26 protein-coding genes are annotated in these 24,389 nt (G+C 48.6%); 18 read left to right on the forward strand and 8 right to left on the reverse strand.

Features of this window, described 5'->3' with window-relative positions; genetic code table 11:
- The first annotated feature begins 5 nt into the window (after window positions 1-5).
- The 5 genes from BGX16_RS08675 to BGX16_RS08695 all read left to right on the forward strand — a co-directional run bounded on the left by BGX16_RS08675 (window position 6) and on the right by BGX16_RS08695 (window position 6,025).
- Window positions 6-1,058: a glycosyltransferase family protein gene (locus BGX16_RS08675; RefSeq protein WP_100425684.1), complete on the forward strand. Its 1,053-nt coding sequence runs from the start codon at window positions 6-8 to the stop codon at window positions 1,056-1,058.
- A 2-nt stretch (window positions 1,059-1,060) separates the two neighbouring features.
- The gene (locus BGX16_RS08680) at window positions 1,061-2,131 is read left to right on the forward strand and encodes a hemolysin family protein (protein WP_100425685.1); all 1,071 of its coding nucleotides are present in this window, start codon (window positions 1,061-1,063) and stop codon (window positions 2,129-2,131) included.
- Complete coding sequence (gene nudC, locus BGX16_RS08685; RefSeq protein ID WP_100425686.1) at window positions 2,128-2,964, forward strand: NAD(+) diphosphatase; 837 nt, start codon at window positions 2,128-2,130, stop codon at window positions 2,962-2,964. The genes BGX16_RS08680 and nudC overlap by 4 nt, the downstream gene beginning before the upstream one ends.
- Window positions 2,961-3,875 (forward strand): metallophosphoesterase, encoded by a 915-nt coding sequence (locus tag BGX16_RS08690; protein ID WP_241899503.1) that lies wholly within the window; start codon window positions 2,961-2,963, stop codon window positions 3,873-3,875. The genes nudC and BGX16_RS08690 overlap by 4 nt, the downstream gene beginning before the upstream one ends.
- 86 nt (window positions 3,876-3,961) lie before the next feature.
- On the forward strand, window positions 3,962-6,025 hold the full coding sequence (locus BGX16_RS08695) for a glycoside hydrolase family 9 protein (protein WP_241899504.1): 2,064 nt from the start codon (window positions 3,962-3,964) through the stop codon (window positions 6,023-6,025).
- Here BGX16_RS08695 and BGX16_RS08700 read toward each other — a convergent pair.
- Window positions 5,996-7,348 (reverse strand): MATE family efflux transporter, encoded by a 1,353-nt coding sequence (locus tag BGX16_RS08700; protein ID WP_100425689.1) that lies wholly within the window; start codon window positions 7,346-7,348, stop codon window positions 5,996-5,998. The two genes, BGX16_RS08695 and BGX16_RS08700, sit on opposite strands and share 30 nt — an antisense overlap.
- Window positions 7,349-7,577: 229 nt before the next feature.
- On the opposite strand from BGX16_RS08700, the gene rplM reads away from it, so the two are divergent.
- The 4 genes from rplM to tsf all read left to right on the forward strand — a co-directional run bounded on the left by rplM (window position 7,578) and on the right by tsf (window position 10,371).
- Window positions 7,578-8,012, forward strand: coding sequence for a 50S ribosomal protein L13 (gene rplM / locus BGX16_RS08705; RefSeq protein WP_100425690.1), 435 nt, complete (start codon window positions 7,578-7,580; stop codon window positions 8,010-8,012).
- Window positions 8,013-8,028: 16 nt separating this feature from the next.
- Window positions 8,029-8,433: a 30S ribosomal protein S9 gene (rpsI, locus tag BGX16_RS08710; RefSeq protein WP_100425691.1), complete on the forward strand. Its 405-nt coding sequence runs from the start codon at window positions 8,029-8,031 to the stop codon at window positions 8,431-8,433.
- A gap of 244 nt (window positions 8,434-8,677) precedes the next feature.
- Entirely contained in the window at window positions 8,678-9,481 is an 804-nt protein-coding gene (rpsB, locus tag BGX16_RS08715) for a 30S ribosomal protein S2 (RefSeq protein WP_100425692.1), read from the forward strand.
- Window positions 9,482-9,483: 2 nt separating this feature from the next.
- On the forward strand, window positions 9,484-10,371 hold the full coding sequence (gene tsf / locus BGX16_RS08720) for a translation elongation factor Ts (RefSeq protein WP_241899505.1): 888 nt from the start codon (window positions 9,484-9,486) through the stop codon (window positions 10,369-10,371).
- A 164-nt stretch (window positions 10,372-10,535) separates the two neighbouring features.
- Here the strand turns inward: tsf and BGX16_RS08725 are convergent, their stop codons facing one another.
- The 3 genes from BGX16_RS08725 to BGX16_RS08735 all read right to left on the reverse strand — a co-directional run bounded on the left by BGX16_RS08725 (window position 10,536) and on the right by BGX16_RS08735 (window position 12,195).
- Entirely contained in the window at window positions 10,536-10,991 is a 456-nt protein-coding gene (locus tag BGX16_RS08725; protein WP_100425693.1) for a hypothetical protein, read from the reverse strand.
- 209 nt (window positions 10,992-11,200) lie between these two features.
- Window positions 11,201-11,845 carry a hypothetical protein gene (locus BGX16_RS08730; protein WP_100425694.1) on the reverse strand — a complete coding sequence of 215 codons (645 nt, stop codon included), beginning with the start codon at window positions 11,843-11,845 and terminating at the stop codon, window positions 11,201-11,203.
- Window positions 11,827-12,195: a hypothetical protein gene (locus tag BGX16_RS08735; RefSeq protein WP_198514897.1), complete on the reverse strand. Its 369-nt coding sequence runs from the start codon at window positions 12,193-12,195 to the stop codon at window positions 11,827-11,829. Before BGX16_RS08735 ends, BGX16_RS08730 begins: the two co-directional genes overlap by 19 nt.
- A gap of 264 nt (window positions 12,196-12,459) precedes the next feature.
- Between BGX16_RS08735 and BGX16_RS08740 the strand changes: the two genes are divergently transcribed.
- On the forward strand, window positions 12,460-13,506 hold the full coding sequence (locus BGX16_RS08740; RefSeq protein ID WP_073306514.1) for an IS630 family transposase: 1,047 nt from the start codon (window positions 12,460-12,462) through the stop codon (window positions 13,504-13,506).
- Here BGX16_RS08740 and BGX16_RS08745 read toward each other — a convergent pair.
- The 4 genes from BGX16_RS08745 to BGX16_RS14865 form a co-directional block, all read right to left on the reverse strand.
- Window positions 13,494-13,892 carry a hypothetical protein gene (locus tag BGX16_RS08745; RefSeq protein WP_100425696.1) on the reverse strand — a complete coding sequence of 133 codons (399 nt, stop codon included), beginning with the start codon at window positions 13,890-13,892 and terminating at the stop codon, window positions 13,494-13,496. The two genes, BGX16_RS08740 and BGX16_RS08745, sit on opposite strands and share 13 nt — an antisense overlap.
- A gap of 457 nt (window positions 13,893-14,349) precedes the next feature.
- Window positions 14,350-14,778, reverse strand: coding sequence for a hypothetical protein (locus tag BGX16_RS08750; RefSeq protein ID WP_157797948.1), 429 nt, complete (start codon window positions 14,776-14,778; stop codon window positions 14,350-14,352).
- Between the two features lie 14 nt (window positions 14,779-14,792).
- A complete protein-coding gene (locus BGX16_RS08755) occupies window positions 14,793-15,077 on the reverse strand; it encodes a P-loop NTPase family protein (RefSeq protein WP_100425698.1) in 285 nt (94 codons plus the stop codon).
- A gap of 43 nt (window positions 15,078-15,120) precedes the next feature.
- Window positions 15,121-15,258, reverse strand: coding sequence for a hypothetical protein (locus tag BGX16_RS14865; RefSeq protein WP_198514960.1), 138 nt, complete (start codon window positions 15,256-15,258; stop codon window positions 15,121-15,123).
- A gap of 162 nt (window positions 15,259-15,420) precedes the next feature.
- Here BGX16_RS14865 and BGX16_RS08760 point away from each other — a divergent pair, with 162 nt between their 5' ends.
- The 8 genes from BGX16_RS08760 to BGX16_RS08795 all read left to right on the forward strand — a co-directional run bounded on the left by BGX16_RS08760 (window position 15,421) and on the right by BGX16_RS08795 (window position 24,327).
- On the forward strand, window positions 15,421-16,686 hold the full coding sequence (locus BGX16_RS08760; protein WP_241899506.1) for an ATP-binding protein: 1,266 nt from the start codon (window positions 15,421-15,423) through the stop codon (window positions 16,684-16,686).
- A gap of 78 nt (window positions 16,687-16,764) precedes the next feature.
- The gene (gene pyrH / locus BGX16_RS08765) at window positions 16,765-17,472 is read left to right on the forward strand and encodes a UMP kinase (protein ID WP_073302648.1); all 708 of its coding nucleotides are present in this window, start codon (window positions 16,765-16,767) and stop codon (window positions 17,470-17,472) included.
- 47 nt (window positions 17,473-17,519) lie between these two features.
- Window positions 17,520-18,056, forward strand: a complete 537-nt coding sequence (gene frr, locus BGX16_RS08770) for a ribosome recycling factor (RefSeq protein WP_100425700.1) — start codon at window positions 17,520-17,522, stop codon at window positions 18,054-18,056.
- Between the two features lie 6 nt (window positions 18,057-18,062).
- Window positions 18,063-18,773, forward strand: a complete 711-nt coding sequence (locus BGX16_RS08775; RefSeq protein ID WP_100425701.1) for an isoprenyl transferase — start codon at window positions 18,063-18,065, stop codon at window positions 18,771-18,773.
- Window positions 18,766-19,647, forward strand: a complete 882-nt coding sequence (locus BGX16_RS08780; protein WP_100425702.1) for a phosphatidate cytidylyltransferase — start codon at window positions 18,766-18,768, stop codon at window positions 19,645-19,647. The genes BGX16_RS08775 and BGX16_RS08780 overlap by 8 nt, the downstream gene beginning before the upstream one ends.
- A 151-nt stretch (window positions 19,648-19,798) precedes the next feature.
- On the forward strand, window positions 19,799-21,091 hold the full coding sequence (locus tag BGX16_RS08785) for a polysaccharide deacetylase family protein (RefSeq protein WP_100425703.1): 1,293 nt from the start codon (window positions 19,799-19,801) through the stop codon (window positions 21,089-21,091).
- A 100-nt stretch (window positions 21,092-21,191) separates the two neighbouring features.
- On the forward strand, window positions 21,192-22,334 hold the full coding sequence (locus tag BGX16_RS08790) for a 1-deoxy-D-xylulose-5-phosphate reductoisomerase (protein WP_100425704.1): 1,143 nt from the start codon (window positions 21,192-21,194) through the stop codon (window positions 22,332-22,334).
- Between the two features lie 154 nt (window positions 22,335-22,488).
- A complete protein-coding gene (locus BGX16_RS08795) occupies window positions 22,489-24,327 on the forward strand; it encodes a glycoside hydrolase family 9 protein (protein WP_100425705.1) in 1,839 nt (612 codons plus the stop codon).
- Window positions 24,328-24,389: the final 62 nt, after the last annotated feature.

The following is a 24,389-nucleotide window of genomic DNA, read 5'->3' on the forward strand; positions in this document are numbered from 1 at the left end:
CTTTCATGCGCCCGTACTGGCTTTTTTGCGCAGGCGAAGATTCCGGAGATGTCCTCGGCGAATCCTTAGTCCAGGAAATCCTGGAAAAAGGCTTTGACGCACTCGGGGCGGGCGGAAGGCGGATGGAAGGTGCAGGCCTTTTACCGCTTGTGCCTTTTGACGATTTACCGGTGAATGGATTCGGGGATGTCCTTTTGCATTCCCATCGGCTTGCGAAAAACTTCAAAATATTAAGGCGGGCTTTGCAGAATGAAAACTGCCACGGGCTCGTCGCCGTGGACTATCCAGGCTTTAACTTAAAACTCATGCAGCTTGCGCTTCAAATGGAAAAGCGCGTCATCTACGTAGAGCCTCCGCAGATTTGGGCGTGGAAACCCAAACGCGTCCAAGCCTTCCTTTCTCCAGAAGCCAAAAGGCTCGTGGAATTGCGGGCGCTGTACGATATCGAAATCGAAGCGTACCAAAAGTTCGGCCTGCACGTTCAAAAAATTCCGCATCCACTTTTGCAAAAAAGAAATTCTTTTGCAGAAAAAAATTTTTCTTTAACCGCAAAAGACCGCGCTACGGCTCCGATACTCCTTTTTCCGGGCAGCCGCCTTTCGCAGGCGAAGCGTAACTTGGAACTTTATCGCCGGTTAGCAGATAAATTAACTTCCAAAGGTCAAAATGTCGTCTTTGTCGCTTCTCGAACCGAACTGTTCCGATTCTTGGAAGGGAAATTCTGCGGGAAATTCCGCGTGCAGATTTCCCCGCAATCTGCAGAAGAAAGGTTCGCCCTTCTGCAGTCGGCAAAGTGCGTCGTCAGTGGACCGGGCTCTGCGATGATGGAAGCGTTCCTTGCCAAAACGCCCTGCGTGGCAGCTTCTCGAATCGAACCTCTCACGTTCTGCATGGGAAAGCTTTTCTTAAAGACTAAGCATTTAACGCTTCCGAACATTCAAGCGGATCGGTTACAAAAAGAGGCTTCCATTCCGGAATATGTCCAAAGTGTATTTTCAAATGTCGATGCGCAGGCGACAAAAGTTTTTTGCGCTGTTGAAAAATTCATATTTTTCTAAGCATGTTGTTTACATTAATCGCCATTATATTCTGCTTGGGCTGTTCCGCGTTCTGCTCGTTCACGGAAGCGGCGTTTTACAGTTTTCCTGCGTCGTCTATCGATGTTCTTAAAAAGAAAGGCGCTTTTACAGCGCGTTACATTGAACATGTCAAAACGAATATCGATCGTTATATCGCTTCGGTTTTGATTTTCAACACGGTGGCGAATACGCTCGGCGTTTCGCTGGCCACTTCGCTTGCGATTGCGCATTTTGGAACTTTTGGACAACTCGTTTTCCCGATAATACTCTCCGTTTGCATTTTGCTTTTTGGTGAAATTACGCCGAAGACGATTGGGGTGAAGCAGGCTCGAAAGGTCGGGCCGATGTGCGCTGTGCCGATGTATTACATCACGATTTTCCTCACGTACACGGGGCTGATTAAACTTTGCATGGCGATTACTAAGCACTGGACCAAGGGCAAAAATGAAGAGCCCGAAGTCAGTGTGGAAGACATCAACAGCTTGGTGAATTTGGGCCTTCGCGATGAAATCATCGATGGTCAGCAGGCGGTTGTGATAAAGAACATTCTCGCTTCAAAGTCGGTTCCGGTGCGCAAGGTGATGACTCCGCGTCAGGTAGTGTTTGCACTGCCACAGAACAGCACGATCGGTGAAGAACTCGATAAGATGCCGAACTGGCCTTTTTCCCGTATTCCGGTTTACGATCCGGAAGATAAAGAAAAATGGCTCGGCCTGATTATGCGGCGAGATGTTTACAATTTGGTCGCTGAAGGCAAACGCAACGTTCCGATTAAAAACTTGATGCGTCCGATCCAGTTTATTCCCGACAGTTTGACTTTGGATAAACTTTTAATCCGCTTCTTAAAGCAGCGCGGTCACATTGTCGCGGTTGTGGATGAGTACGGCTCGATTGCGGGCCTCGCTTCGCTCGAAGATGTTTTGGAAGAAATCCTCGGTCGTGAAATCGTCGATGAATTTGACGTTGCCGTGGACTTGCAGGAACACGCTCGCCGTAAGAGCCGAGCCTTGGCATTTGTCAGAGAACATAAAAGGGAAGGTCGTCGCGTATGATGTACGAAATCGCACCGCGTGTGATGCACAACGAATTCCGTGTGCAGTTGCCGAAAACTTCGGATTATGTGATTTATACGGAAAGGAATCTGGTCCTTTTGAAAAAGAATGCGGATTCGTTTGAACTGCCGACGGTTTTGGATGTGCAGACGGTCAACCCGAAGGCTTCTGAAAATTTGCACTATCTGTTTTCGGTTGACGATGAAGCGTTTTTCTCTTGCGATCAAAACTTTGCCCCGAATGCCTCGGACTTTGAACTGGTGAAAGACCGTTTTTTCCGCACGATGCCGAACATGCCGATCGCCTTTGGCGGTGCGGTCGGTTCGCACATTTCGCGTTGGGAACAGTCCAACCGTTTTTGCGGTCACTGCGGAACGCCGATGCAGCGCAAGGCTGATGAGCGCGCCTTTGTCTGCAAGAATTGCGGCAATACCGTTTACGGAAAAATATGCCCTGTCGTGATCGTTTCGGTCACATGGGAAAATAAACTTTTGATGGCGCACAACTTGAACAATCCGGACCGCAAACCGTACTTGATTTCGGGCTTTGTGGACATGGGAGAATCTTTAGAACAGGCTGTGCGTCGTGAAGTCAAGGAAGAAACCGGCGTGGCGGTCAAGAACATTCGCTACATCGGCAGTGAACCTTGGCCGTTCTCCAATTCTCTCATCGCAGGATTTTCGGCGGAACTCGACGGTTCTCCTGAAATTACTGTGCAGGAATCGGAACTGGAATATGCGAAGTGGGTGAACCGTGAAGACATCGGCGAATATACGGGCCGCTTGAGCATTTCTGGAGAAATGATTCAGCGTTTCAAGGCGGGAACTCTTTGATCGATTTCATCGGCGACATCCACGGCCATCGGGAACGGTTAGAAGCTCTGCTGAAAAAGCTCGGCTATTCCGTGGTGAACGGAACTTACTGCCATCCGACGAATACGGCCATCTTCCTCGGGGATTACATCGACCGCGGCCCGGACGCCCGTGGGGCTGTTCGCATTGTCCGCAAAATGGTCGAAGCGGGGACTGCGCAAGCGATTCTCGGCAACCACGAACTGAACGCACTCTACTTTTGGCAAAAAGATCCAAACGGCGGCTACCTCCGCGAACACACGATTAACAAGATCTTGATCCATTCGAAAACGATGGCTTCCTTCCAGCATTATCAGCCGGAATTTTTTGATCATCTCGACTGGTTCCTCTCGCTTCCGCTTTTTATCGAAACGGAAAACTTCCGCGCTCAGCATGCCTGCTTTGACATGGAAAACATTCAGACATTGCGCAGGGAAGGCCTAGAAATCATCGGCAATCAGGAAAATCTTTTCCGCATCCTCGCCAACAAAAAGATTCGCCGTGCCGTAATGGACACGGTCCAAGGTCCAGAAGTGGAACTAGAAAACGGAGCGACTTACCGCGACAGCGAAGAAGTGCTTCGCACCCGCGCCCGCATCAAATGGTGGATGGATCCCAAGGGAAAAACATTGCAAGATCTTTCGTTCCAGCCGGGCGTAAAGATTCCGCCGCAACCGCTTTCCGCCGAAGTCCAGGCTCGCGACTTTTACCGCGAAACGGAACGCCCGGACTTTTTCGGACATTACTGGCTCGAAGGCAAGCCGACACTTTTCCGCTCCAATGTCTGCTGTCTGGATTACAGCATCGCATCGTATAAAGGAACGGGCGTTTTGGCTGCCTATCGCTTTGACGGGGAAACTCATTTAAGCGAAAAGAACTTTTTTTACGTCTAAAAAAGAAGAATGAGTCTTTTGGGGGGTGGAATTCATCAAAATTGTTTGGCCGAAATGGAAGTTGTGTATAAATTAAGGGTATGAAAATGAAAAGACGGATCTTTACATCTTTTTCTTTAGCCTCTTTTGGGCTTGTGACAGCTGCAAATGCTGCAGCGACTTTTTACTACAATCAGGTCGGTTACGATGTGGGCAAACCGGTGACGGTCATTGTCAAAAATACGACCGATCTTTCGGGGACCGCTTTTTCGCTTTTGAAAGACGGTATTGCGGTTTCGACAGGAACGCTTTCGGTAGGCGCAAATCCCGATAGCTGGCTTTCGAGTGGAAGCTTTTACACGATCGATCTCGGACCCTCGCTCGAAGCGGGAACCTATATGATTCAGCTTGCAGACGGTTCCGTTTCGGGAGCTTTTACAGTTTCCGAATATGCACTTGCAACAAATACGCTTTCCACGGTCCTCGACTATTTTTATGAAGACCGTGCCGATACGCCGTATATTTTCAATTTGGATGCTTCTATCGGCATTTATGGTTCCTCTGAAAAGCGCAATGTACAGGGCGGTTGGTATGATGCGAGCGGTGACGTGAGCAAATATCTTTCGCACCTTTCCTATGCGAACTATTTGAATCCGCAGCAGATTCCGCTTTCGGTTTGGGCTCTTGCGTTTACGGCGAAACACATTCCGACTTTCCTTTCGGCGGTGTCTTCTGTGGCAAAGACGGACCCGGAGACAGAAGCCGTTTACGGTGCGGACTTCTTACTTCGCATGCTAAGTCCTGAAGGGTATTTTTACATGACCGTTTTTGATGGGTGGGGAAGTCCTTCGGCAACGCGTGAAATCTGTGCGTTCAGCGGTTCGAACGGCATCAAGAGCGCCGACTACCAGACAGCATTTCGCGAAGGCGGAGGCATGGCGATTGCGGCTCTTGCCAAGGCTTCGACGCTTGCGAAGGATGGCGATTCTACCCGTGCGCAGTATTTGGCAGGGGCTGTTCGCGCGTTTGAACATTTGCAGTCCAAGCAGACGATGGATGGAAGCTGCGCCTATTGTGACGATGGGGCGGAAAATATCATCGACGACTATACGGCACTCCTGGCTGCAACGGAACTTTTTACGGCGACAAACGAGGATTCTTATTTGACTGCGGCGCGTGCACGTGCAAAGCATTTGATGGACCGTTTGAGCGACAACGGTTATTTTTGGAGTGACGACGCGAAGACCCGTCCGTTCTGGCACGCAAGCGATGCTGGACTACCTTTAATTGCGTTGATTCGCTATGCCGAAGTGGAAGCTTCTTCAGAAAAAAATTTGAATTTGAAAACGGCTCTGGATGCGATAAAAAAGCATTATGATTGGCTGCTGAAGGTGACGAACCAGGTAGACAACCCCTTTGGCTATGCGCGTCAAACTTACAAGACCGGTGGCACGATTAAGGACGGATTCTTTATTCCGCATGACAACGAAAGCGGATACTGGTGGCAGGGTGAAGATGCGCGTATCGCAAGCCTTTCCGCTGCGGTCGCTTACGCGGCAAAAGTTTTGAACGATGTCAATTTCGAATCGGATAAATATGCGACCGATCAGCTGGACTGGATCTTGGGAAAGAATCCGTATGCGGTCTGTATGATGGAAGGCAAGGGTCTAAAAAATCCGAGTGTATATAACGGACAGTCTAGCTATGACGCAACCCTCGACGGTGGCATCGCAAACGGGATTACTGGAAAAAATACGGATGGTTCGGGAATCGCCTGGGACTCGGACGGTGTCGGTTCCGTCGGCTTTGATCTTTCGGAATCTTGGCAGAATTGGCGCTGGATCGAACAATGGCTTCCGCATACGACGTGGTACCTCATGGCCCTTGCGACACGTTACGATGAAGTCTCGTCAGACCTTATCCATACGGCGCTGCCCAAGACGAAATCTGCACCGACCTTCAACATCCAACAGCAAGGTCGCCTGCTCACGGTAAGTCTCCAGTCAAATCCGACGGGTAAGGTTCTCACGGTTGCGAACCTGAATGGTCAAAAGCTCTACCGTGAAACGCTCCGTTCCACGCAGACGACGGTGAACCTCGACAACTTGCAGGACGGCGTTTACTTTGTGCAGGTAAACGGTCTAGGCTCGCGCAGAATCCTTTTGAAGTAAAAGACTTTTTTGCAGAATCCAGTAGGCAAAAAAGCAAAAGAGAACGGAGAAAAGCGAACCCGCTGGAGCCGCAAGGCCCATCGGGGTCAGCGTATCGGGGAAGTATTTGGCGGCAAGCCCGGTTCCCGGAATGCGGAAGAGCACAATCGAAAGAGCATTGTGCACAAACGAAAGAATGGAAAGTCCGCAGGCGCAAAAGTATCCGCTAAAGCAAAAGTGGATTCCTGCAACCAGGCAGTCGATCACATAGGTTCTCAGGTATTCCGTTCCAAACCGTACCACGGAAGCGTCGCTTGAGAACAGCGCAAGGAACGGCTCGGAAAACGGCTGGAATATCACCGCAAAAAAGAGTCCTATCCCTGCCGCAATCGCGGTTCCTGTCCAAAGCGTTTTCTTCGCCTGCTCTGGCTTTTCGGCTCCCATGTCCTGCGCCGCAATCGCGGAAATCGTCGAAAGAATGGTGGATGGAACAAGGAACAGGAAGGTGATGATCTTTTCCACAATCCCGACGGCCGCCGCGATTTCAACGCCGCGGCTGTTTGCGATCATCGTAATGAACAGAAATGAAACCTGAATGAATCCGTCCTGGGCGGCAATCGGTGCGCCGATGTTCAAAAGTCCTTTGAACAAAGCCTTGTGCGGCCTAAAATCCCGACGGCAAAGCTTGACTCCTAAATGCAGTTTTTTTGCCGCGAAAAGGGAAACTAGAACGCTCATCGACTGCGCAAGGACTGTGGCGAGAGCCGCCCCTGCGGCGCCGAGGCGCATACCGCCCATGAACACGTAATCCAAAATAATGTTCAGCACGCAGGCGACCGCAATGAAGTACATCGGGTGCTTGGAATCTCCCATGCCGCGAAAAATCGCCGCGATCAGGTTGTACGCCACAATAAAAGGAATCCCGGCAAAACAGATCTGCAAATAGCGCACGGTGCCATCGACGGCTTCTGCAGGCGTCTTGAGCAAACTTACGATCGGTCCGCATAAAAGCAAGAGGACCGCTGTTGAAATCACGGCGAAAAGACTAAAGAGAACAATCGTGTTTCCGGTAATCCTCGAAATGCTTCGCAGGTTTCCAGCGCCCACGGCACGGCTTGTCAAAACGGTCGTGCCCATGGCAAGCCCGACGATTATCACCGTCAGAAAGTGCATCGCCTGGCTTCCCACGGCAACCGCGGTAATCGCTTCCGCGCCTTCGAACTGTCCAACGACGAATAGGTCCGCAAGGCCGTAAAGGGTCTGCAAAAAGTAGGCGACAAAATAGGGCGTTGAAAAGACGGCTATGTTCTTAAAGACACTTCCTTCTGTCAAATTCACAGGCATGGTGTGAATTTAGAAAAGCGACTTTCGGTTGCCAAAAAAAATCAAAATATCCGAAAATATTATTATAATTCTATTGATTAATATAATTAATAGAGCTAAAAACGCCTTATTTTAGGCAAAAATTGTAAAAATAAGACTTTTTTGCCCTTGATTTTTGTTTGTGGGTTTCTAATTTTGACGCCGGAACTGCGACACGTTTCTGTGTCCGCAGAAACTTTAGAGGAATGACATGAAAACCATTATGGTGAACCCGAAGACGGTCACTCGTCAGTGGAAGCTCATCGATGCTGAAGGCAAGCCCCTTGGCCGCGTTGCTACCGCTGCTGCTCGCCTTTTGATGGGCAAGCACAAGGCTATCTACTCCCCGAACGTCGACACTGGCGACTACGTGGTGATTATCAATGCAGAAAAGGTCCTTACCACCGGTAAGAAGGCTGAACAGAAGCAGTATTTCCATCACACGGGTCACATCGGTGGCGAGCGTTGGATCACTTATTCTGATTTGATCGCTAAGCACCCGACTGCTCCGCTTTCCGAAGCTATCTGGGGCATGCTCCCGCATACCGCTCTCGGCAAGAAGATGCTGAAGAAACTCAAAATCTACGCTGGCGCGGAACAGCCGCACGCAGCCCAACACCTCGAAACCGTAAGCATCGATTTCTAGGACGGAGGATAAAGCTATTACTACCGCAAAATCTAAGAAGATCTACCGTGGCACCGGTCGTCGCAAGAACGCCATCGCTGCTGTTATCTTGAAGCCGGGTACCGGCAAGCGTATCATCAATGGTCGTGATTTTAAGGAATACTTCCACTCTGACGTTCAGAACATGATTGCAAACCTCCCGTTCGCAGTCCTCGACAACGCAGATCAGTGGGATGTCGAAGTGAACGCTCACGGCGGCGGCATTGCTGGCCAGATGGGTGCAGTCCGTCTTGGCATCGCTCGCGCTCTCGTTGCGAACAATGCAGAAGACAAGTCCGCTCTCAAGAAGCAGGGTCTCATGACTCGTGATTCTCGTGCTGTGGAACGTAAGAAGTTCGGTCGCAAGAAGGCTCGTAAGAACTTCCAGTTCTCCAAACGCTAATCTCCGCTTCACGCATTGCAAAATTCAAAAGAAAGGCTCCCGGATGTGGGGTCTTTCTTTTTTATGCACTCAACAGATTGAACGTCATTTTCTATATTTCCGTTCGCTTAAGCAATTCCGCTTAAGTATAATCAAGCACCGGCTTGTAAAAATCGCTTCGGTGGCTGGACTCTGAACCAAATCAGGTCCCGCTTTGCGGTTTCATTCAAGTCGGGAAGAATAACCGAAAAAAGGAAAAATCATCATGGCTAATTTGCCTTCCGTTGAAGAATTGCTCTCTGCAGGCGCTCATTTTGGTCACCAGGCTCAGCGTTGGAACCCGAAGATGAAGCCGTACATCCTTGCCAAGAAGAATGACATCTACGTCATCAACCTCGACAAGACGATCAAGCTCCTCGAAGAAGCTGGCAAGGTCGCTGCTCGTATTTCGAGCGAAGGTAAGAGCGTTCTCTTCGTCGGTACCAAGCCGACCGCACGCGCTATCGTTGAAGACGCCGCTAAGAAGACCAACCACTTCTTCGTGTCCAACCGCTGGCTCGGTGGTATGCTCACCAACTTCCAGACCGTTCGTAAGTCCATCAAGCAGATCGACAAGATCGACCAGATGGAATCTGAAGGTCTCTTCAAGGTTCTTTCCAAGAAGGAAGTTCTCGATAAGACTCGTCTCCGCGAAAAGATGCTCGGCGTCTTTGGCGGTATCCGTGAAATGGCAACCCTCCCGGGTCTTCTTGTCGTCACGGACCTCCACCACGAACACATCGCTGTGGCTGAAGCTCGTCGTCTCCACATTCCTATCATCGGTATCTGCGACACGAACGTCGATCCGACTCTCGTGGACTACCCGGTTCCGGCTAACGACGACGCTGTGAAGTCTATCAAGCTCATTGTGGACTACATTGCAGACAACGTAACGGCTCGCTCTGAAGTCGCTAAGAATGCTGATGCAGAATCTGCTGCTAAGAAGTATGACGACGCTCCGGCTCCGCGCAAGCGTTCTAGCCGTCCGCGTAAGTCTGAAGACAAGTCTGCAAAATCTGAGGAAAAGTAATAATGGCAATTCAAATTACAGCCGCTATGGTTAACGAGCTCCGCCAGAAGACCGGCGTGGGCATGATGCAGTGCAAGAAGGTTTTGATCGAAGCTGAAGGCGATCAGGACAAGGCTGTTGAACTTCTCCGTAAGCAGGGTGCTGCTGTCGCTGCAAAGCGCGCTGACAAGGCTGCGAAGGAAGGCCGTATCTACCTCGTAGAAACAGCGGACAAAGCTGCTGCATTTGAACTCTCTTGCGAAACCGAACCGGTTTCCAACAACGCTGACTTCGTCGCTCTCGCGAACATGGCTGTCAAGGCTGTCGAAACTCAGGCTATTGCCTCTGTGGAAGACTTGAAGAATGCTGTTGTGGACGGCAAGAAGGTGAACGATGTGCTCCAGGACGTGCTCGTCAAGATCCAGGAAAACATCGACTTCCGCAAATTCCAGGAACTCAAGAAGGCTCCGAACTCCGTGTTTGGCGTTTACAGCCACATGAACGGTAAGATCGGCGTGATTACCGAACTCTCTTACGAAGGTTCTGCAGACGAAGCAGCCCTCAAGGCTGCTGCTAAGGACATCGCTATGCAGGCCGCTGCTTTCGCACCGGTCGCTTTGAACGATGCCGCTGTTCCGGCTGAAACCATCGAAAAGGAAAAGGAAATCGCAAAGGCTCAGATCGAAGCTTCCGGTAAGCAGACGAAGCCGGAATTCGTTCAGCGCCAGATCGACGGTCGCGTTGCCAAGGTCCTCAAGGAAATCGTTCTCGAAGATCAGGAATTCTTCATGTCCGAAAAGAACCCGAAGAAGCTCTCTGTCAAGGACTACCTCCAGGAAGTCGTTGCAAAGCAGCTCGGTCTTTCCAGCTTGAAGGTTGTGAACTTCGTTCGCTTTGAACGCGGTAACTAGTTTAGACGAAAGGCGAGTGGCGAGAGAATCGTCGCTCATCATCGCGAGCCCCGTAAGGGGTGAAGCAATCTCTAGTTAGAATTAAAATTGGTCGTCCCATCCGGGGCGACCAATTTTTTTTGTATACAGAAAATGTCGCAGAACCGCAACGCTGGGCTTTAAATTCAAAAGGTATTTTTTTGCTTGCTTTGCAAAAGTTTTCCCGTTGGCGAAGTAATTGAAATGTTCGTAAATCCTGTTTTTTTCAATTTCAGGATTAAAGGCTCGTATGATTGCATCTTTTGGGAAAAGGCCAATGCGTCATCGCCGGGCTCTATGATTAAAGTAATGTCGTTTGAATCAGGTCTTGTTATTCTTTGACGGATTGTCTTCAGATATTCGACTACCTCGTCGAATACATCAATATTTTCTTTTTTGAGCGATTTGTAATGTATCCCGTCAGGAGCTTGTTCCGTTGTGTAATAAAAATTTGGAGAAAAACTTCCGTTCGCTCCGATAACGATGTACTCATCTGTAATAAAAACGGAAAGGCTAAGCGTCTGTTCTGTCGCCCAAGATGACGCAGAATTCGCCAAGACAAACCACAATGTCATTAGAACAGTAAAAAACAGCCGTTTCATTCTACTCTCATTCGTGGCACATGCTCTTTGAAAACCTCGCCAACAGACATCCCTTCATGGACCTTTTCGTTCCCATAAATCCATTTAAAAGTCAAGAGACTAGGCGTTATCCATAGATTCCGGCTCTTGTTCGGCAGAACAGCCTAAGAAAAATAATGCAAAGAATAAGATGACGAATATCTTTTTCATGACGATAATTCAACCCAGTCCTATTCCTTAGGAATCTTGTAACTGCATGACCAATAGTTGTTGCTGAATTTGGCATGACCGCCGACGCCCCATTTACCATTCGTTTTTATCCACTGATAACTTCCACACGGATTTGCTGCGTGTATAATTTCAGATGCAGTTCGTTCCTCGATAATTACCTTTGTGAAATCAATCAAGGCATTTAGATTGACCTTTTTGCCGTCAGAAATGTCCTTGCGAAATTTTACATAACTATCATATGTCATTACTTGACCAAAAAATTCGGAAGAGAGACCATGACATTCAGAAGGAACACCAAAATCTGGACATGCATATTTTGCTGCCTCTTCATTGGTTGGATACACGCATCCGTAATACATGTTTAGTGAGTCGGGACAAACGGCGTTTGACGATTTGAATCTTGAGTTTTCGATATATTCTAGGTGGCAAAAACTTTCCGTACTATTACACCTCTTTATAGCAAGATATTTTTGTCCATCCCTTTTGTCGGCGACAAAGGTCCAACATTTGGAGACGCTACCATTCTCGGACTTATGAATTTCAGGTTTGGAAATGCAAAGAAAATCCTTTGCCGTTACGGCAAAGGAAATCCCTGTAATAAACAATAAAGCAGTTATAATCCGTTTTACTGATTTAGAATCCATGGCAAGTACTCGTCATAAAGTTGTTTAATCAAAGGAATGTTGTTAAAACAATGCTGTCCAAGAGTTTGTTCGTTTTCCATAAAATCCATTTGGTTTCGTCGTTTTTCCAACTTGTCGCGCAATGGCAACAATTGATCTTTACCTTTATCAAGCCATTTTACGATACTTTTTTTAAGTTCTGCTTTATTACGCATCTTATTATCCAGCACTCGATTTTCCCACTTCTTTTTGCGGAACTTATTTAATGCGTAAATATACACTAAATTTTGAATAACGGGTAGTTCGATTACATGCTTGTATTCGTGAGTGCTTATACCCAAGTTAGGTATTCTGCTACCATCAAAAGACATGGTAAACTTAGTATTGGGGTATGTAGTCAACGGGATATCTTTTTCGTATGTAAAGTTGTCGACGATATAATCAACCATTTCATCAATAATATAGTTGTTAGGTTCAAGCTTCGTCCAGTTGAACGCCTCACCTTCATTGAATTTTTCTGGTGTGATAGTTGATTCATATGTTACTCGAGGTCTAACATACTTAATTCCGTAAGGAGTTATAGATTAGGCAGATAAATACTTTACAAAACAAGCAAAGTTTACTATATTTGCATCATGGAAAAAGATGATGCAAGAAAGAATGTCCAGAGCCTTCTCGAAAAACGGAAGACAATCGTAAAAATGAAGAAGGCGGGATTCAAGAAAAGCAAGATCGCAGAGACCTGCGGCGTGAGCCGCCCCATGGTGGATGCAGTTCTATCGCTTTACGAGAAAGGCGGGATGAATGCGCTCAAGCCGAAGACAAGGGGCCGCAAGGAAAGGGAAAAAAGGCTCCTTTCCGCCAATCAAGAATCCGAGATACAGAAACTAATCCGGGACAAGCGTCCCGAACAGCTCAAGTTCAAGTTCGCCCTCTGGACCCGCGAAGCGGTTGCGGAGCTTGTCCGCAGCAAATTTGGAGTGAAGCTGGCCAAGAGAACGGTCGGCGACTACCTCAAAAGATGGAACTTCACCCCGCAAAAACCGATTGTCCGCGCGTACGAGCAAAACCCCGAAGCGGTGAAGAAGTGGCTCGAAGAGGAATACCCGAAAATAAAGGCCGATGCGGTATGCGAGAATGCGGAAATCCACTGGGCGGACGAGACCGCCATCGTGAACACGGATGTCCGTGGCCGCAGCTACGCCCCCTGCGGGCAGACCCCGGTCGTGAAGGCTCCCGGATGCAGGGAGCGCTTTTCCATGATATCGGCGGTGAACAATCGCGGGAAGTGCCACTGGATGATGATTGACGGGGCGTTCGACGCGACGAAGCTCATCGACTTCATGACGGCTCTGGTGAAGGATGTGTATGCAGACGGGAAAGGGAAGAAAGTGTTTCTCGTGATGGACAACCTGAGGGTTCACCACAGCAAGCCGGTAAAGGAATGGCTTGAAGCGAACACGGACAAGATAAGCGTATTCTACCTGCCCAGCTACAGTCCCGAGCTGAATCCTGACGAACGTCTTAATGCCGACCTGAAACACGAAATATCTTCCAACGCACCGGCTCGGACTCGCGAAAAGCTACGCTCCCATGCGGAATCCCACATGAAAATGGTGAGCAACAGCCCTGAACGAGTAATCAAGTATTTTGGCGACAAGCATGTCTCTTATGCAGCATGACTATGTAAAAAATATATCCGCCGGAGCAATAAAACATCTTGAATTTGAGTTTCAACATCTTCGGGCGTTTGAGGACAATCTGGCAAATCAAGATATTGGGGCGTGTAATTCGAATCTGATGTGTCATAATTGTACGGCTCAGTATTTATTTCGTAAGGTGTCATAAAGTCAGAGCAATCAGCATCGCTATCGTAACCCGTTTTTTCACGCACATCATCACATATAGAAGCCAAAATTTCATTATAGGTATTGGATTTCGGTGTTCCAAAAATGTCTGATATTCTTGGAACGGGAGTCTTTGTCTTATCCTGTGAAATCTGAGCGTCGTGTCTGCCCAATAGGATGTTTTCGATTTTACTTCTATTTTCTTTATTATATATAGGCATAAAGCCCTCCTTTTATTATTTACTTTTGATTAACGTTATTTACGGAAGAGGGTTTTTTCAGAGTTAAAATGTATGGGTAAAAAGTTAGTCCCAAATTCCAATGTAAAATATAGTAAACATTTTAGTTTTGTTAACAAAAATTTATATTTTTTGTTTGCTTCTGAACATAATTGTGCAAAAAGGTAGTACAAAGACTACCTTTTTGCGATCATTTCGTTGATGGCCGTGTAAACGGTCACCGGGAAGTTGAGACCGCCGTAGCGACGCGGCATCGTGACGCGGGTAAGCGACCGTTCGGCTTATGCCTCACTCTCGCCTCCGCCCCGCTTAACGCATGGGGCTTTGTGGCTCACAGCGTATAGGTGGCGACCGCAGAGTTCTGCCTTCGCGTTCTTGTATATAGAGAGGGAAAAGCCTTCCCTACGCTCGCACTTCTTTGCTCGTGATCCCTTCTATATCAAAAATTCGACGAATCCGTGTTGATGTTTATGCTTGTAACCTTGGCAGGAATAGAAAAAATTTGGGATGTTTTTGCCTCGGAGCCTTCCTTTTTTTCACTAAGTGCCCCTATAGCTGCTAGCACTGCGAGGATAATCACGATCAGGAGACAACCACAGCCACAACTTCGTTTTGAAGAGCTTTTAGAATCATCGGAACTATTGACGCTTTCGTTAAATTCTCCGAAGGCGTCCTTTATGTCTTGTACGCCTTCGTTAAATTGTCTTTTGCTTTCTGCACTTCTTTTTCTACGGCAGGCCGGACATGTTGGGCGTAGTTTGTATAAGCCGGTATTTCCAATATCAAAAAAAGATGGTTTTATCCACCGACCACAAAAATAACACTGATACATTTTATCTGACATTATTTTTTTATCCTTTTTTTTCATGTGTGTAATGGAAACTACCTTAACTTGAAAGACTCTATCAAGTCTTTGATGGCGTCTTCATTTGTTTTTGAAAAATTTCTTAATGGTTTAAGAGGAATGGTATTTGATATCTTTTGGGAGTCCAACAGATGCTTAACATTTGAAAGCTTTGCTTTTAAGGAGGATTTTGATAATCGTGGCAAACTTTTTTGAGCGAAATCCAAAAATTCTTCTACTGTAAGGGATGGAACCACATACTGTTTGATGCATAAAAATGAGAAAATGTATTCTTCCGCCTTGCTCCAGCTTTTTTGGGGCATAACAACCTCTTTTTCTGTGGCGAATGTAAAAAAAAATACATTTTCAAGTAAATTTTTGAAAACGCGAAAGTGGAACGGTGTTCGCGATGATGTCGCCAGCGACTTCGAGCACGTGGTTGTAGTTGTCCAATCGCGGAGGCATTGTCTTCCGGTGCATAGTCGAAAGCGTCCTCGTCGGCATAGCCCTTTTCCTTGAGCTTGACAATGCGCTGCATCAAGGGGCTGCTTTCGAGGTTGAACTTAATCTCTTTTTGTTACGTTTTTACACTTTTTCCGAAGAAAAAGTGCTTTTTATTCGCAAAAATTCTATATTAATAATATGTTTAGGTCTATAATCGAAAAAATGGTCCAGTGGAAGGACTCGAAAAACAGAAAGCCTCTTGTCCTTTGGGGAGCCCGTCAGACGGGCAAAACGTGGGCAATGAAGGAATTCGGCAAGACGCATTTTGAAGATTGCGTCTATGTCAGTTTTTATAACAACAGTAGGATTGCGAAGATTTTCGAGCCGGATTACGACGTCCGTCGCATCTTGAACGCTTTGGAAATTGAACTGCGTGTCAAGATTGTTCCTGAAAAGACTTTGCTGATTTTTGACGAGATTCAGTCTGCGCAGAAGGTGCTTGAATCGCTGAAGTATTTCTGTGAAGATTGTCCCGAATATGCGGTTGTGGTTGCGGGCTCGCTTTTGGGGGTTGCAATTCACGAGGGAATTTCTTTCCCGGTGGGCAAGATCAACGAGTTGTGGCTCCATCCGATGAGTTTTTCTGAGTTTTTGATAGCGCTTGGTGATGAACGCCTTGCCGCGTATATTGACAATCCTGAAAATGCGGAGGTGAACGAGTTTGCGGACTTGTATAGGGAACGTCTCAAGCAGTATTATATTGTTGGGGGAATGCCCGAAGTTGTGAATTCGTTCCGAGAAAATCAAGATTATGATGCTTGCCGTGAAATCCAGAATTCAATCTTGAATCAGTACGAGGGCGATTTCGGTAAACACGTGGACCCGAGGGAATTGCCAAGAATCCGTATGGTTTGGAATTCTCTACCATTGCAGTTGGCAAAGGAAAATCGAAAGTTTTTCTTTGGACAAATTAAGAAGGGGGCTCGCTCAAAAGATTTTGAAATTGCGATACAGTGGCTTTTGGATTGCGGGCTTGTGCATAAGGTAAATATGGTTTCCAAACCGGGAATGCCTTTAAAGGCATATGCGGAATTGGATTTCTTCAAGATTTATATGCTCGATGTAGGCTTGCTTGCTGCAAAAAGCGAACTGGATGTGTCGTCGGTTCTGAATGGAAATAGAATCTTTACCGAATTTAAAGGTGCTTTGACGGAACAGTATGTGTTGCAGGAATTGCTTGCCGAGAAGCCGTATACTCCGTTCTATTATGCCTCCGAAAAATCAACGTACGAGGTTGATTTCTTGATCCAGAAGAAGGGGAATGTCGTTCCCATTGAGGTCAAGGCAGAAGAAAATCTGAAAGCCAAGAGCCTCCGCTTTTTTGTGGATAAGTTCAAACCTTCTACGGCGATTCGCACATCTATGTCGCCATATCGCAAACAAGAATGGATGGAAAATGTCCCTCTGTGGGCTGTGAAGGGTATATAGGCTATTTTTGGGATAAGAGTGTCCTCGCTTTTTGTTACATTTCTCCCGAGAAACGAACCTATCAACTGGCGAATAATTATGTCTAAATTTAAGCGCATTCTTCTGAAGCTCAGTGGCGAAGCCCTTGCGGGTGAAAAAGGCCACGGTATTGATAATGTCATCCTTGCCGACATGGCAAGTGAAATCGCTTCCATCGTCAAGCAGGGCGTGCAGGTGGCTCTCGTTATCGGCGGCGGCAACCTGGTCCGCGGAATTTCTGCTTCGGCCGGCGGTATGAACCGTGCCCAGGGCGATGCCATGGGTATGCTCGGCACCGTGATGAACGGCCTTGCCATGCAGGACGCTTTGGATAAGCAGGGCATCGACTCCGTGGTGATGTCTGCGATCCGCATGGAACCGGTCTGCGAATTCTTTGACCGCCGCCGTGCGCTCAAGCTCCTTTCCGCAGGTTCCGTGGTGATCTTCTCTGCCGGAACGGGCAATCCTTTCTTTACGACGGACAGCTGTGCTGCTCTCCGCGCCATCGAAAGCGAATGCGACGTGATCATGAAGGCGACGAAGGTCGACGGTATTTATACGGCTGACCCGGTCAAGGATCCGAAAGCGACCCGTTTTGACGATATCAGCTACCAGGAAGTCATCTCCCGCGGTCTCAAGGTCATGGACACGGCTGCGGTCGCTCTTTGCATGGAACACAATATGCCTATCTTCGTGTTCAAAATGGTAAAGGGAAACTTGACGAAGGCTGCCGTAGAAGGTAATTTAGGAACGCTCGTACACTGCTAATTTGGCTGTGTGCATAACTTTTATTTTGAATTTGAAGAGGCTATTTCATGGCTGAAGAATATGAAGTAAAGATGCAAAAGGCTGTTGAAGCTACGGAACGCGAATTCGCCAAGATCCGTACAAGCGTTGCAACTCCGGCAATCTTGAACAACGTGATGGTGGATTATTACGGCACGCCGACTCCGATTCCGCAGGTGGCAAAGGTTTCCATTCCGGAACCGCGTATGCTCCTCGTGACTCCGTGGGAAAAGCCGATGGTCGAAGCGATCAACAAGGCGATTCTCGTTGCCAATATCGGCGTAACCCCGATGATGGAAAGCAACTGCATCCGCGTCGCGATTCCTATCCTTACTTCGGAACGTCGCGAAGAACTTGTAAAGCTTGCCCGCAAGCATGCCGAAGAAGGCAAGGTCGCCATTCGCAACATCCGTCGCGATGCGAACGACGCCATCAAGAAGAACAAGGAAATCGCTGAAGACGAAGCGAAGAAGAGCCAGGAACAGATCCAGAAGGTTACCGACGCCTATATCGCAAAGATTGACGAAATCCTGAAGGTGAAAGAAGCCGACCTTCTTGCAGTGTAATTGCCTATGTCGAACGAACTGAAACACGTTGCTATCATTATGGACGGCAATGGCCGCTGGGCCAAAGGTCGCGGTCTTGAACGCTTTCTGGGGCATCGCAAAGGTACTCAGGCAACGATCGACGCTGTGAAATTCGGGTGCGATCTGCACTTGGAACATTTGACCCTGTACGTCTTCAGTTCCGAAAACTGGCAGCGTCCTTCAAAGGAAGTGGATTACCTGATGAAGCTCCTTGTGGAAATGGTCCACAAGGAACTTCCCGACCTCATGGAAAAAAACGTGAAGCTCGTGGTCATCGGGAACATTAACCGCTTGCCGGATGCTCCGCGGTCTCAATTGCAGCATGCGATTGATGAAACGGCAAACAATACCGGTATGCAGTTGAACTTGGCCATTTCTTACGGTGGACGTCTCGAAATCGTAGACGCTTGCAAGGCTATCGCGAAAGAAGTCCAGGAAGGCAAACTTTCCTTGGACGCTGTAGACGAATCCGTCTTTGCAAAGCATCTCTATTTGAAGGGAGCCCCGGACCCGGATCTTGTAATTCGTACCGGTGGGGAATTCCGACTTTCCAACTATTTGCTGTGGCAGGCTGCCTACAGTGAATTCTACGTCACCCCGACGCTTTGGCCGGACTTTACAAACGAAGAGTTCCAGAAGGCCATCGAGTTCTACAATACGCGCGAAAGAAGATTCGGAAAGGTTTTACATGAGTAATTTGGCCCAACGATTGATTACCGCGTTCATCGCCATTCCGGTGGTGTTCTTTTTGCTGTGGTTCAACGATTTTAGCCGTGTAGGCCTTTTGTGCTTTTTGGCTGGCGTCGGTGCCTGGGAATGGGCGCGCATGGCTTCCAAAATGTATCAAGGCCCGGATACCCGGTATCTTTCGTTTGCGTCTTCCTTGGCGTTGACCCTTGCCTGGGTGCTTTCCGAAGGGGGGTATTTTGGACTCCCGGCGGTGCCTTTTGTGCTCGGTTCCACGTTCCTTGTCAGCTTTGCCATTTATATTGCCCTTGCCTATGCGAAGGTGAAAATCGATCACCTTTTCCCATGGCTCGTGATGCAGCTCGGTGCGCCTCTTTATTTGGGACTTTGGGGTGGCATGAACGTTTTGATGGTGGGGAATGGCCACGGCTTTGAACATTGCTACGCTTTTATCCTTGTCATGACGAGCGTTTGGCTCTGCGATACGGTCGCCTATTTCTTTGGCAAGTTTGCAGCGGGCAAGGGACCTTTTGGCCGTCATCTGTTTGCTCCGACGATTAGCCCGAAGAAGACGTGGGAAGGCTCCATTGCCGGCTCCATTGCGACGATCGCCTGGGTGGCCTATTTTGCAAAGTGCACTTCGGCGCTTTCCGCTTTCGGGGTGCAGTTCAACTGGGCTTCGGCAATTGCACTCGGTTTCATTTTGACCGTCGCCGGTCAGGCTGGAGACCTTTTGATGAGCGCTCTCAAGCGTTGGAGCGGTACCAAGGATTCTGGGAATCTCTTTGTGGGTCATGGCGGAGTCCTTGATCGGTGTGATTCTTTTTACTTGGCGGCCCCGACCCTTTATTTGATGATGGAATTCCTGAAGGGTATCGCTTAAATTTCTCGAAATTTTAAGGCTGGGTTTTGCCCAGCTTTTTTTTGCGCCTAAAGATTCTGTTGTTTTTGTTTACAACGGAGTTTTGGCTGTTAGTGCGAACTTTGGCTTTTGCGACTGTATTTTTTAGTGCGATTTTTAAAAAGGGATGAGTATGAATTGCACAAAAATTTCTTTGGTGGCAGTACTTGTTTGGGGAACTTCTTTTGCGTTTTCCCAGTCGGTTGAAATCGGCACGTGGGCGGGCTTTAGAAAAGGCGCGGTTTCCTTTACGTTTGACGACGGACCTAAAAGCGATGTGGAAATTGCCGCTCCGATGTTTGAAAAGTACGGCTATAGGGCCACGTTCAATATTGTGACCAACTGGGTCGGTGCAAATGGAATGGTCAGCTGGAGCGATGTTCAAACCATGGCAAGCGCAGGCCATGAAATTGCAAGCCACAGCGAATCGCATCCAGGTAACGGGGCGATGCCGGCGAATGAAATTGCTTCCTCCAAACAGGTGATTTCGAACAACGTTCAGCAGTCCTATGGCTGCATCACGCTCGCTTATCCGAACTGCAATACTCCTGGCGATCAGCAGGTTTTACACAATTATATTGCGGGTAGAATCTGTAATGCAAGCTGGAGCGGAGGTTCCGATATCATGGGGCAAAATGGCCCGAGCAATTGGGCTGCCGTCCCTGCGATCATGACGGGGAATCAAGGCTCGGAGGATTTGACGGGGAACATACAGCGCGCGGTGAATAGCGGTGGCTGGGTCATGTTCCTCACGCATGGGTTCACGACGGGAACAAACGGTTATGCGACCTATTCCCCCACCAATGCGACTGTGATGGAAAGCGCGCTGGGATGGGCAAAGCAAAATGACAAGGATGTTTGGGTCGCGCCATTCCGCAACGTGACGATGTATATCAAGGAACGCAATGCGGCTTTCATCGATCCGATGGACGGTGGAAATGCGGACAGTTATGCTTTTGAATTAAAGCATTCCATTGCGGATAATATTTCAAAATACGATTACCCGCTTTCCTTGCGGATGGCACAGCCGACTGGCTGGGAAAACATTCGGGTGATGCAAGAAAATGCCGAACTCGAAGCTTTGATAGCCGATGGCTATATCTATTTTGATGCGGTTCCGAATGCGGGAAAAATCACCATTTCGAATATGGACGCTTTGAGCTCTTCCAGCTCCGCGGAGGAATCCTCTTCGAGTGCAACGACGGCTCTTTCGGAAATCCCGAACCATTTCCCGTTTGCGGTTTATGCGGATAACGGTTCCATTGCGGTTTCGGGTGCGCAGGGAATGTCTGTGACGGTGTTCAATGCTTTGGGAAATAAACTGCGTTCGACGAAGGTTTTGGGCTGTGAACAGAAGGTGTTCTCGGGAGCAAAGGGTTTGTATATCGTGAAGGTGGGCTCCCACTCCTTCAAGGTGCGCCTGTAACACAGATTTTCTTGAAAACAAAAGGGATTCCTCTTCGGAGGGATTCCCTTTTTTTATTCTATCTTTGCAGGTGGAAAACCTAAAATTTTGAGGCAGAAGAATGAAAAATGTCGCCCTTCTCGGTGCTACGGGTTCGATCGGAACTTCGACCATTGGCGTTTTGAAGCAGCATCCGGAGCGTTTTAAGCTTTATGCAGTCGCTGCCAACCGCAACTGGAAACAGGTCGCGCAGATTGCCCGTGAAATGGATGTGGAACGTTTTTGCATGTTCGAGCCGGAAGCCGCCAAGGCTCTTTCGAAGGAACTCGGAAAGCCTGTGCTCACCGGCATGGACGGCCTTTGTGAACTTGCAAGCGATCCGAAGACTGACATCGTTTTGAACTCTTTGATGGGTTCCGTCGGCTGCCTCCCGACACTTTCCGCCATTCGCGCATCCAAGCACATCGCTCTTGCCAACAAGGAAACATTGGTGATGGCGGGCGAAGTGATTACTGCCGCTCTCAAGGCGAACCCGAAGGCTTACCTGACTCCGGTCGATTCTGAACACAACGCTATTTTCCAGTGCCTTGCCGACCGTCCGAAGGAAGAAGTCGAAGAACTGCAGATCACCGCATCGGGTGGACCTTTCCGCGAATGGCCCATTGAAAAATTCAAGGACATTCGCCTGGAAGATGCTTTGAACCATCCGGTCTGGAGTATGGGCAAAAAGATCACGATTGATTCCGCGAGCATGATGAACAAGGGCCTTGAAATCATCGAGGCGCACTTCCTGTTCGACATTCCGTATGAACAGATCAAGGTTGTGGTGCATCCGCAGAGCCGTGTGCATTCCTTAGTCCAGTTTCGTGATGGCAGCCTCATAGCTCAGCTCGGCGCTCCGGACATGAAGATTCCTATCCAGTGCGCTATGACCTGGCCGGAACGCATTCCGCTCGAAACGGACCGCTTGGATCTTGCTGAACTTGGAAAGCTCACGTTCTTCAAACCGGACTTTGAAAAGTTCCGCTGCCTCGCCCTCGCGATGGAATGCGGTAAAAAAGGTGGGCTTTATACAGCGACGATGAACGCTGCAAACGAAGTGCTCGTAAACGCATTCCTCGAAAAGAAGATCGGCTTTATGGACATTCCGAACGGCGTCGAAAAGATCGTGGAAAAGACCCCGACCGTTGTGAATCTCGATTTGGAAACGATTCTGGCTGCCGATGCGGAAGCGCGTAAACTGGCCGCAGAACTCATTCCGTAATCGATTTTTGCCTGATTTGAAAGGAATTCGATATTTGTCGGGTTCCTTTTTTTGTTAAAGTGGCTACAGCTGTAACCATATACGGCAAAAATATGTGGAATTTTGCTCCTTTTTGGCATAGATTTGATAAAAGAACCTATCCCATGGAGGTCTTATGTCCGCTCAATTCGGTTTGAAACAGTGCGTTCCATTTGCGATTACGCTTTTATCTATGGCTTCGGCCTCCTTTGCGGCGACAGCCTATATCAACCAGATCGGTTATCGTACGGGTGACGCCAAGGAATTCACCCTTTTCGAAGGCTCCGGCGATGTGAAAATCGTGGATGCAAGTGGCACGACCGTGTTGACCGTGACCCCGTCTGCTGCAACAACTTGGGCGGCAAGCGGTCAGAGCGTTCAGCTGGTGGATTTTTCGGATTTGAAGACTCCGGGCACTTATTCGATTCAAGTCGGCGGACAGGTACTCCGTTCCGATTTAAAAGTTTTGGATGCGCCGTATGTGGATGTCGCGAAAGCATCTCTGAAATGGTATTACTATCAGCGCGCATCGATGGCTCTCGAAGAAACTTATGCCGGACAGTGGAAGCGCCCGGCAGGTCACCCGGATACACAAGTTTCCTTGCACAGCTCTACGGGAAAATTGGGGAGCATCAGCAGCCCTAAGGGTTGGTACGATGCCGGTGACTATGGCAAGTACATTGTGAACTCGGGTATTTCCACGTATACGCTCCTTGCGTTGTACGAACATTTCCCGGCCTATTTCAACACGCTCAAGTGGAACATCCCTGCCGAAGGAAGCCTTCCGGATCTTCTCGCCGAAATCAAGTACAATCTGGATTGGATGCTTACCATGCAGGATATTGATGGCGGCGTTTTCCACAAGCTTACGACGCTCGAATTCCCGGGCGATGTAATGCCGGCTGCCGATAAAGCGGCTCGTTATGTGGTGGGCAAAGGGACTGCGGCGACGTTTGACTTTGCCGCGGTGATGGCAGTCGCTGCCCGTGTGTACAAACCGTTTGATGCCGCTTATGCAGAACAGTGCCTGACTGCGGCAAAGAGCGCTTACACTTGGGGCATTGCAAATCCGAACGTCGCGTTCAGCAATCCGTACGATGTAGCGACCGGGGAATATGGCGATTCCTGGCTTGAAGATGAAAAGCTCTTTGCCGGCACGGAACTCGCTTTGACGACAGGAGATGCTTCTTATACGCAGGGAGGTGCGACAAGAAGTGTTCCGAGCTGGGGCGACGTGGCTGGCCTTGCGACCTATGAAAAGGCGGCGCATGCCGATGCCTATGGCTCGGAAGGTAGTGCCGCGAAGGACAGCTTGCTCAAAACGGCGGATGTCTTTGTGGCCCGCGCAGAAACCGGTTTCGGTGTCGTGATGGATTACGGCGATTTCGTCTGGGGATCGAATGCTGTTGCGGCCAATCAGGGTGTTTGGCTGTTGCATGCTTATTACATTACCGGTGATAAGAAGTATTATGTGGCTGCAAACAAGGTCCTGGATTATCTTCTTGGCAAGAACCCGCTGAACATGTCCTTTGTGACGGGTTACGGATCCAAGTCTCCGAAACTTCCGCATCACCGTCCGAGTACGGCTGACGGCGTTACGGCTCCGGTGCCGGGCATGGTTGTGGGCGGCCCGCAGCCCGGTGGTGAAGATATCGGTTCGCAGTCCTGGGAATGCAGCGATTACAAAACGGGATATCCGGCAACTTCTTACATCGATCACCGTTGCAGCTATGCCAGTAACGAGGTCGCGATCAACTGGAACGCTCCGTTTGCTTACCTGGCGTTCGCTCTCGAAGCTTTGAATGCAGGATATGTTCCGGACTTTGCTGTCGATGGCATTACGAGCATTAAAACCAAACCGGTTGTTTCTCGCAAGGCGAACGTTTCCAAGGCGCGCCTCCGCTTTTCGGGCGAAATGCTCTTTATCGAAAAGAACGGCAAACGCTTTAACCTGAACGGTCTCCGTATCAAGTAAAACACCTTTTGTAAAAGCTTCTTCGCTTGCTCATGCAGGCGAGGATTTTTTATTGGAATGTT

Source organism: Hallerella succinigenes (assembly GCF_002797675.1).
Classification (GTDB): Bacteria; Fibrobacterota; Fibrobacteria; order Fibrobacterales; family Fibrobacteraceae; genus Hallerella; species Hallerella succinigenes.

Excerpts from the sequence above, each read along its gene's own strand:
- BGX16_RS08675 (WP_100425684.1), top strand. The coding sequence starts at position 6 with ATGCGCCCGTACTGGCTTTTTTGCGCAGGCGAAGATTCCGGAGATGTC.
- BGX16_RS08725 (WP_100425693.1), bottom strand. The coding sequence starts at position 10,991 with ATGAAACGGCTGTTTTTTACTGTTCTAATGACATTGTGGTTTGTCTTG.
- nudC (WP_100425686.1), top strand. The coding sequence starts at position 2,128 with ATGATGTACGAAATCGCACCGCGTGTGATGCACAACGAATTCCGTGTG.
- frr (WP_100425700.1), top strand. The coding sequence starts at position 17,520 with ATGGCTGAAGAATATGAAGTAAAGATGCAAAAGGCTGTTGAAGCTACG.
- BGX16_RS08785 (WP_100425703.1), top strand. The coding sequence starts at position 19,799 with ATGAATTGCACAAAAATTTCTTTGGTGGCAGTACTTGTTTGGGGAACT.
- BGX16_RS08740 (WP_073306514.1), top strand. The coding sequence starts at position 12,460 with ATGGAAAAAGATGATGCAAGAAAGAATGTCCAGAGCCTTCTCGAAAAA.
- BGX16_RS08680 (WP_100425685.1), top strand. The coding sequence starts at position 1,061 with ATGTTGTTTACATTAATCGCCATTATATTCTGCTTGGGCTGTTCCGCG.
- BGX16_RS08790 (WP_100425704.1), top strand. The coding sequence starts at position 21,192 with ATGAAAAATGTCGCCCTTCTCGGTGCTACGGGTTCGATCGGAACTTCG.
- BGX16_RS08735 (WP_198514897.1), bottom strand. The coding sequence starts at position 12,195 with ATGTCTTTTGATGGTAGCAGAATACCTAACTTGGGTATAAGCACTCAC.
- tsf (WP_241899505.1), top strand. The coding sequence starts at position 9,484 with ATGGCAATTCAAATTACAGCCGCTATGGTTAACGAGCTCCGCCAGAAG.
- pyrH (WP_073302648.1), top strand. The coding sequence starts at position 16,765 with ATGTCTAAATTTAAGCGCATTCTTCTGAAGCTCAGTGGCGAAGCCCTT.
- BGX16_RS08795 (WP_100425705.1), top strand. The coding sequence starts at position 22,489 with ATGTCCGCTCAATTCGGTTTGAAACAGTGCGTTCCATTTGCGATTACG.
- BGX16_RS08755 (WP_100425698.1), bottom strand. The coding sequence starts at position 15,077 with ATGCCCCAAAAAAGCTGGAGCAAGGCGGAAGAATACATTTTCTCATTT.
- BGX16_RS08730 (WP_100425694.1), bottom strand. The coding sequence starts at position 11,845 with ATGGATTCTAAATCAGTAAAACGGATTATAACTGCTTTATTGTTTATT.
- BGX16_RS08700 (WP_100425689.1), bottom strand. The coding sequence starts at position 7,348 with ATGCCTGTGAATTTGACAGAAGGAAGTGTCTTTAAGAACATAGCCGTC.
- BGX16_RS08695 (WP_241899504.1), top strand. The coding sequence starts at position 3,962 with ATGAAAAGACGGATCTTTACATCTTTTTCTTTAGCCTCTTTTGGGCTT.
- BGX16_RS08745 (WP_100425696.1), bottom strand. The coding sequence starts at position 13,892 with ATGCCTATATATAATAAAGAAAATAGAAGTAAAATCGAAAACATCCTA.
- BGX16_RS08750 (WP_157797948.1), bottom strand. The coding sequence starts at position 14,778 with ATGAAAAAAAAGGATAAAAAAATAATGTCAGATAAAATGTATCAGTGT.
- rpsB (WP_100425692.1), top strand. The coding sequence starts at position 8,678 with ATGGCTAATTTGCCTTCCGTTGAAGAATTGCTCTCTGCAGGCGCTCAT.
- rplM (WP_100425690.1), top strand. The coding sequence starts at position 7,578 with ATGAAAACCATTATGGTGAACCCGAAGACGGTCACTCGTCAGTGGAAG.
- BGX16_RS08775 (WP_100425701.1), top strand. The coding sequence starts at position 18,063 with ATGTCGAACGAACTGAAACACGTTGCTATCATTATGGACGGCAATGGC.
- BGX16_RS08780 (WP_100425702.1), top strand. The coding sequence starts at position 18,766 with ATGAGTAATTTGGCCCAACGATTGATTACCGCGTTCATCGCCATTCCG.
- BGX16_RS14865 (WP_198514960.1), bottom strand. The coding sequence starts at position 15,258 with ATGCCGACGAGGACGCTTTCGACTATGCACCGGAAGACAATGCCTCCG.
- BGX16_RS08760 (WP_241899506.1), top strand. The coding sequence starts at position 15,421 with ATGGTCCAGTGGAAGGACTCGAAAAACAGAAAGCCTCTTGTCCTTTGG.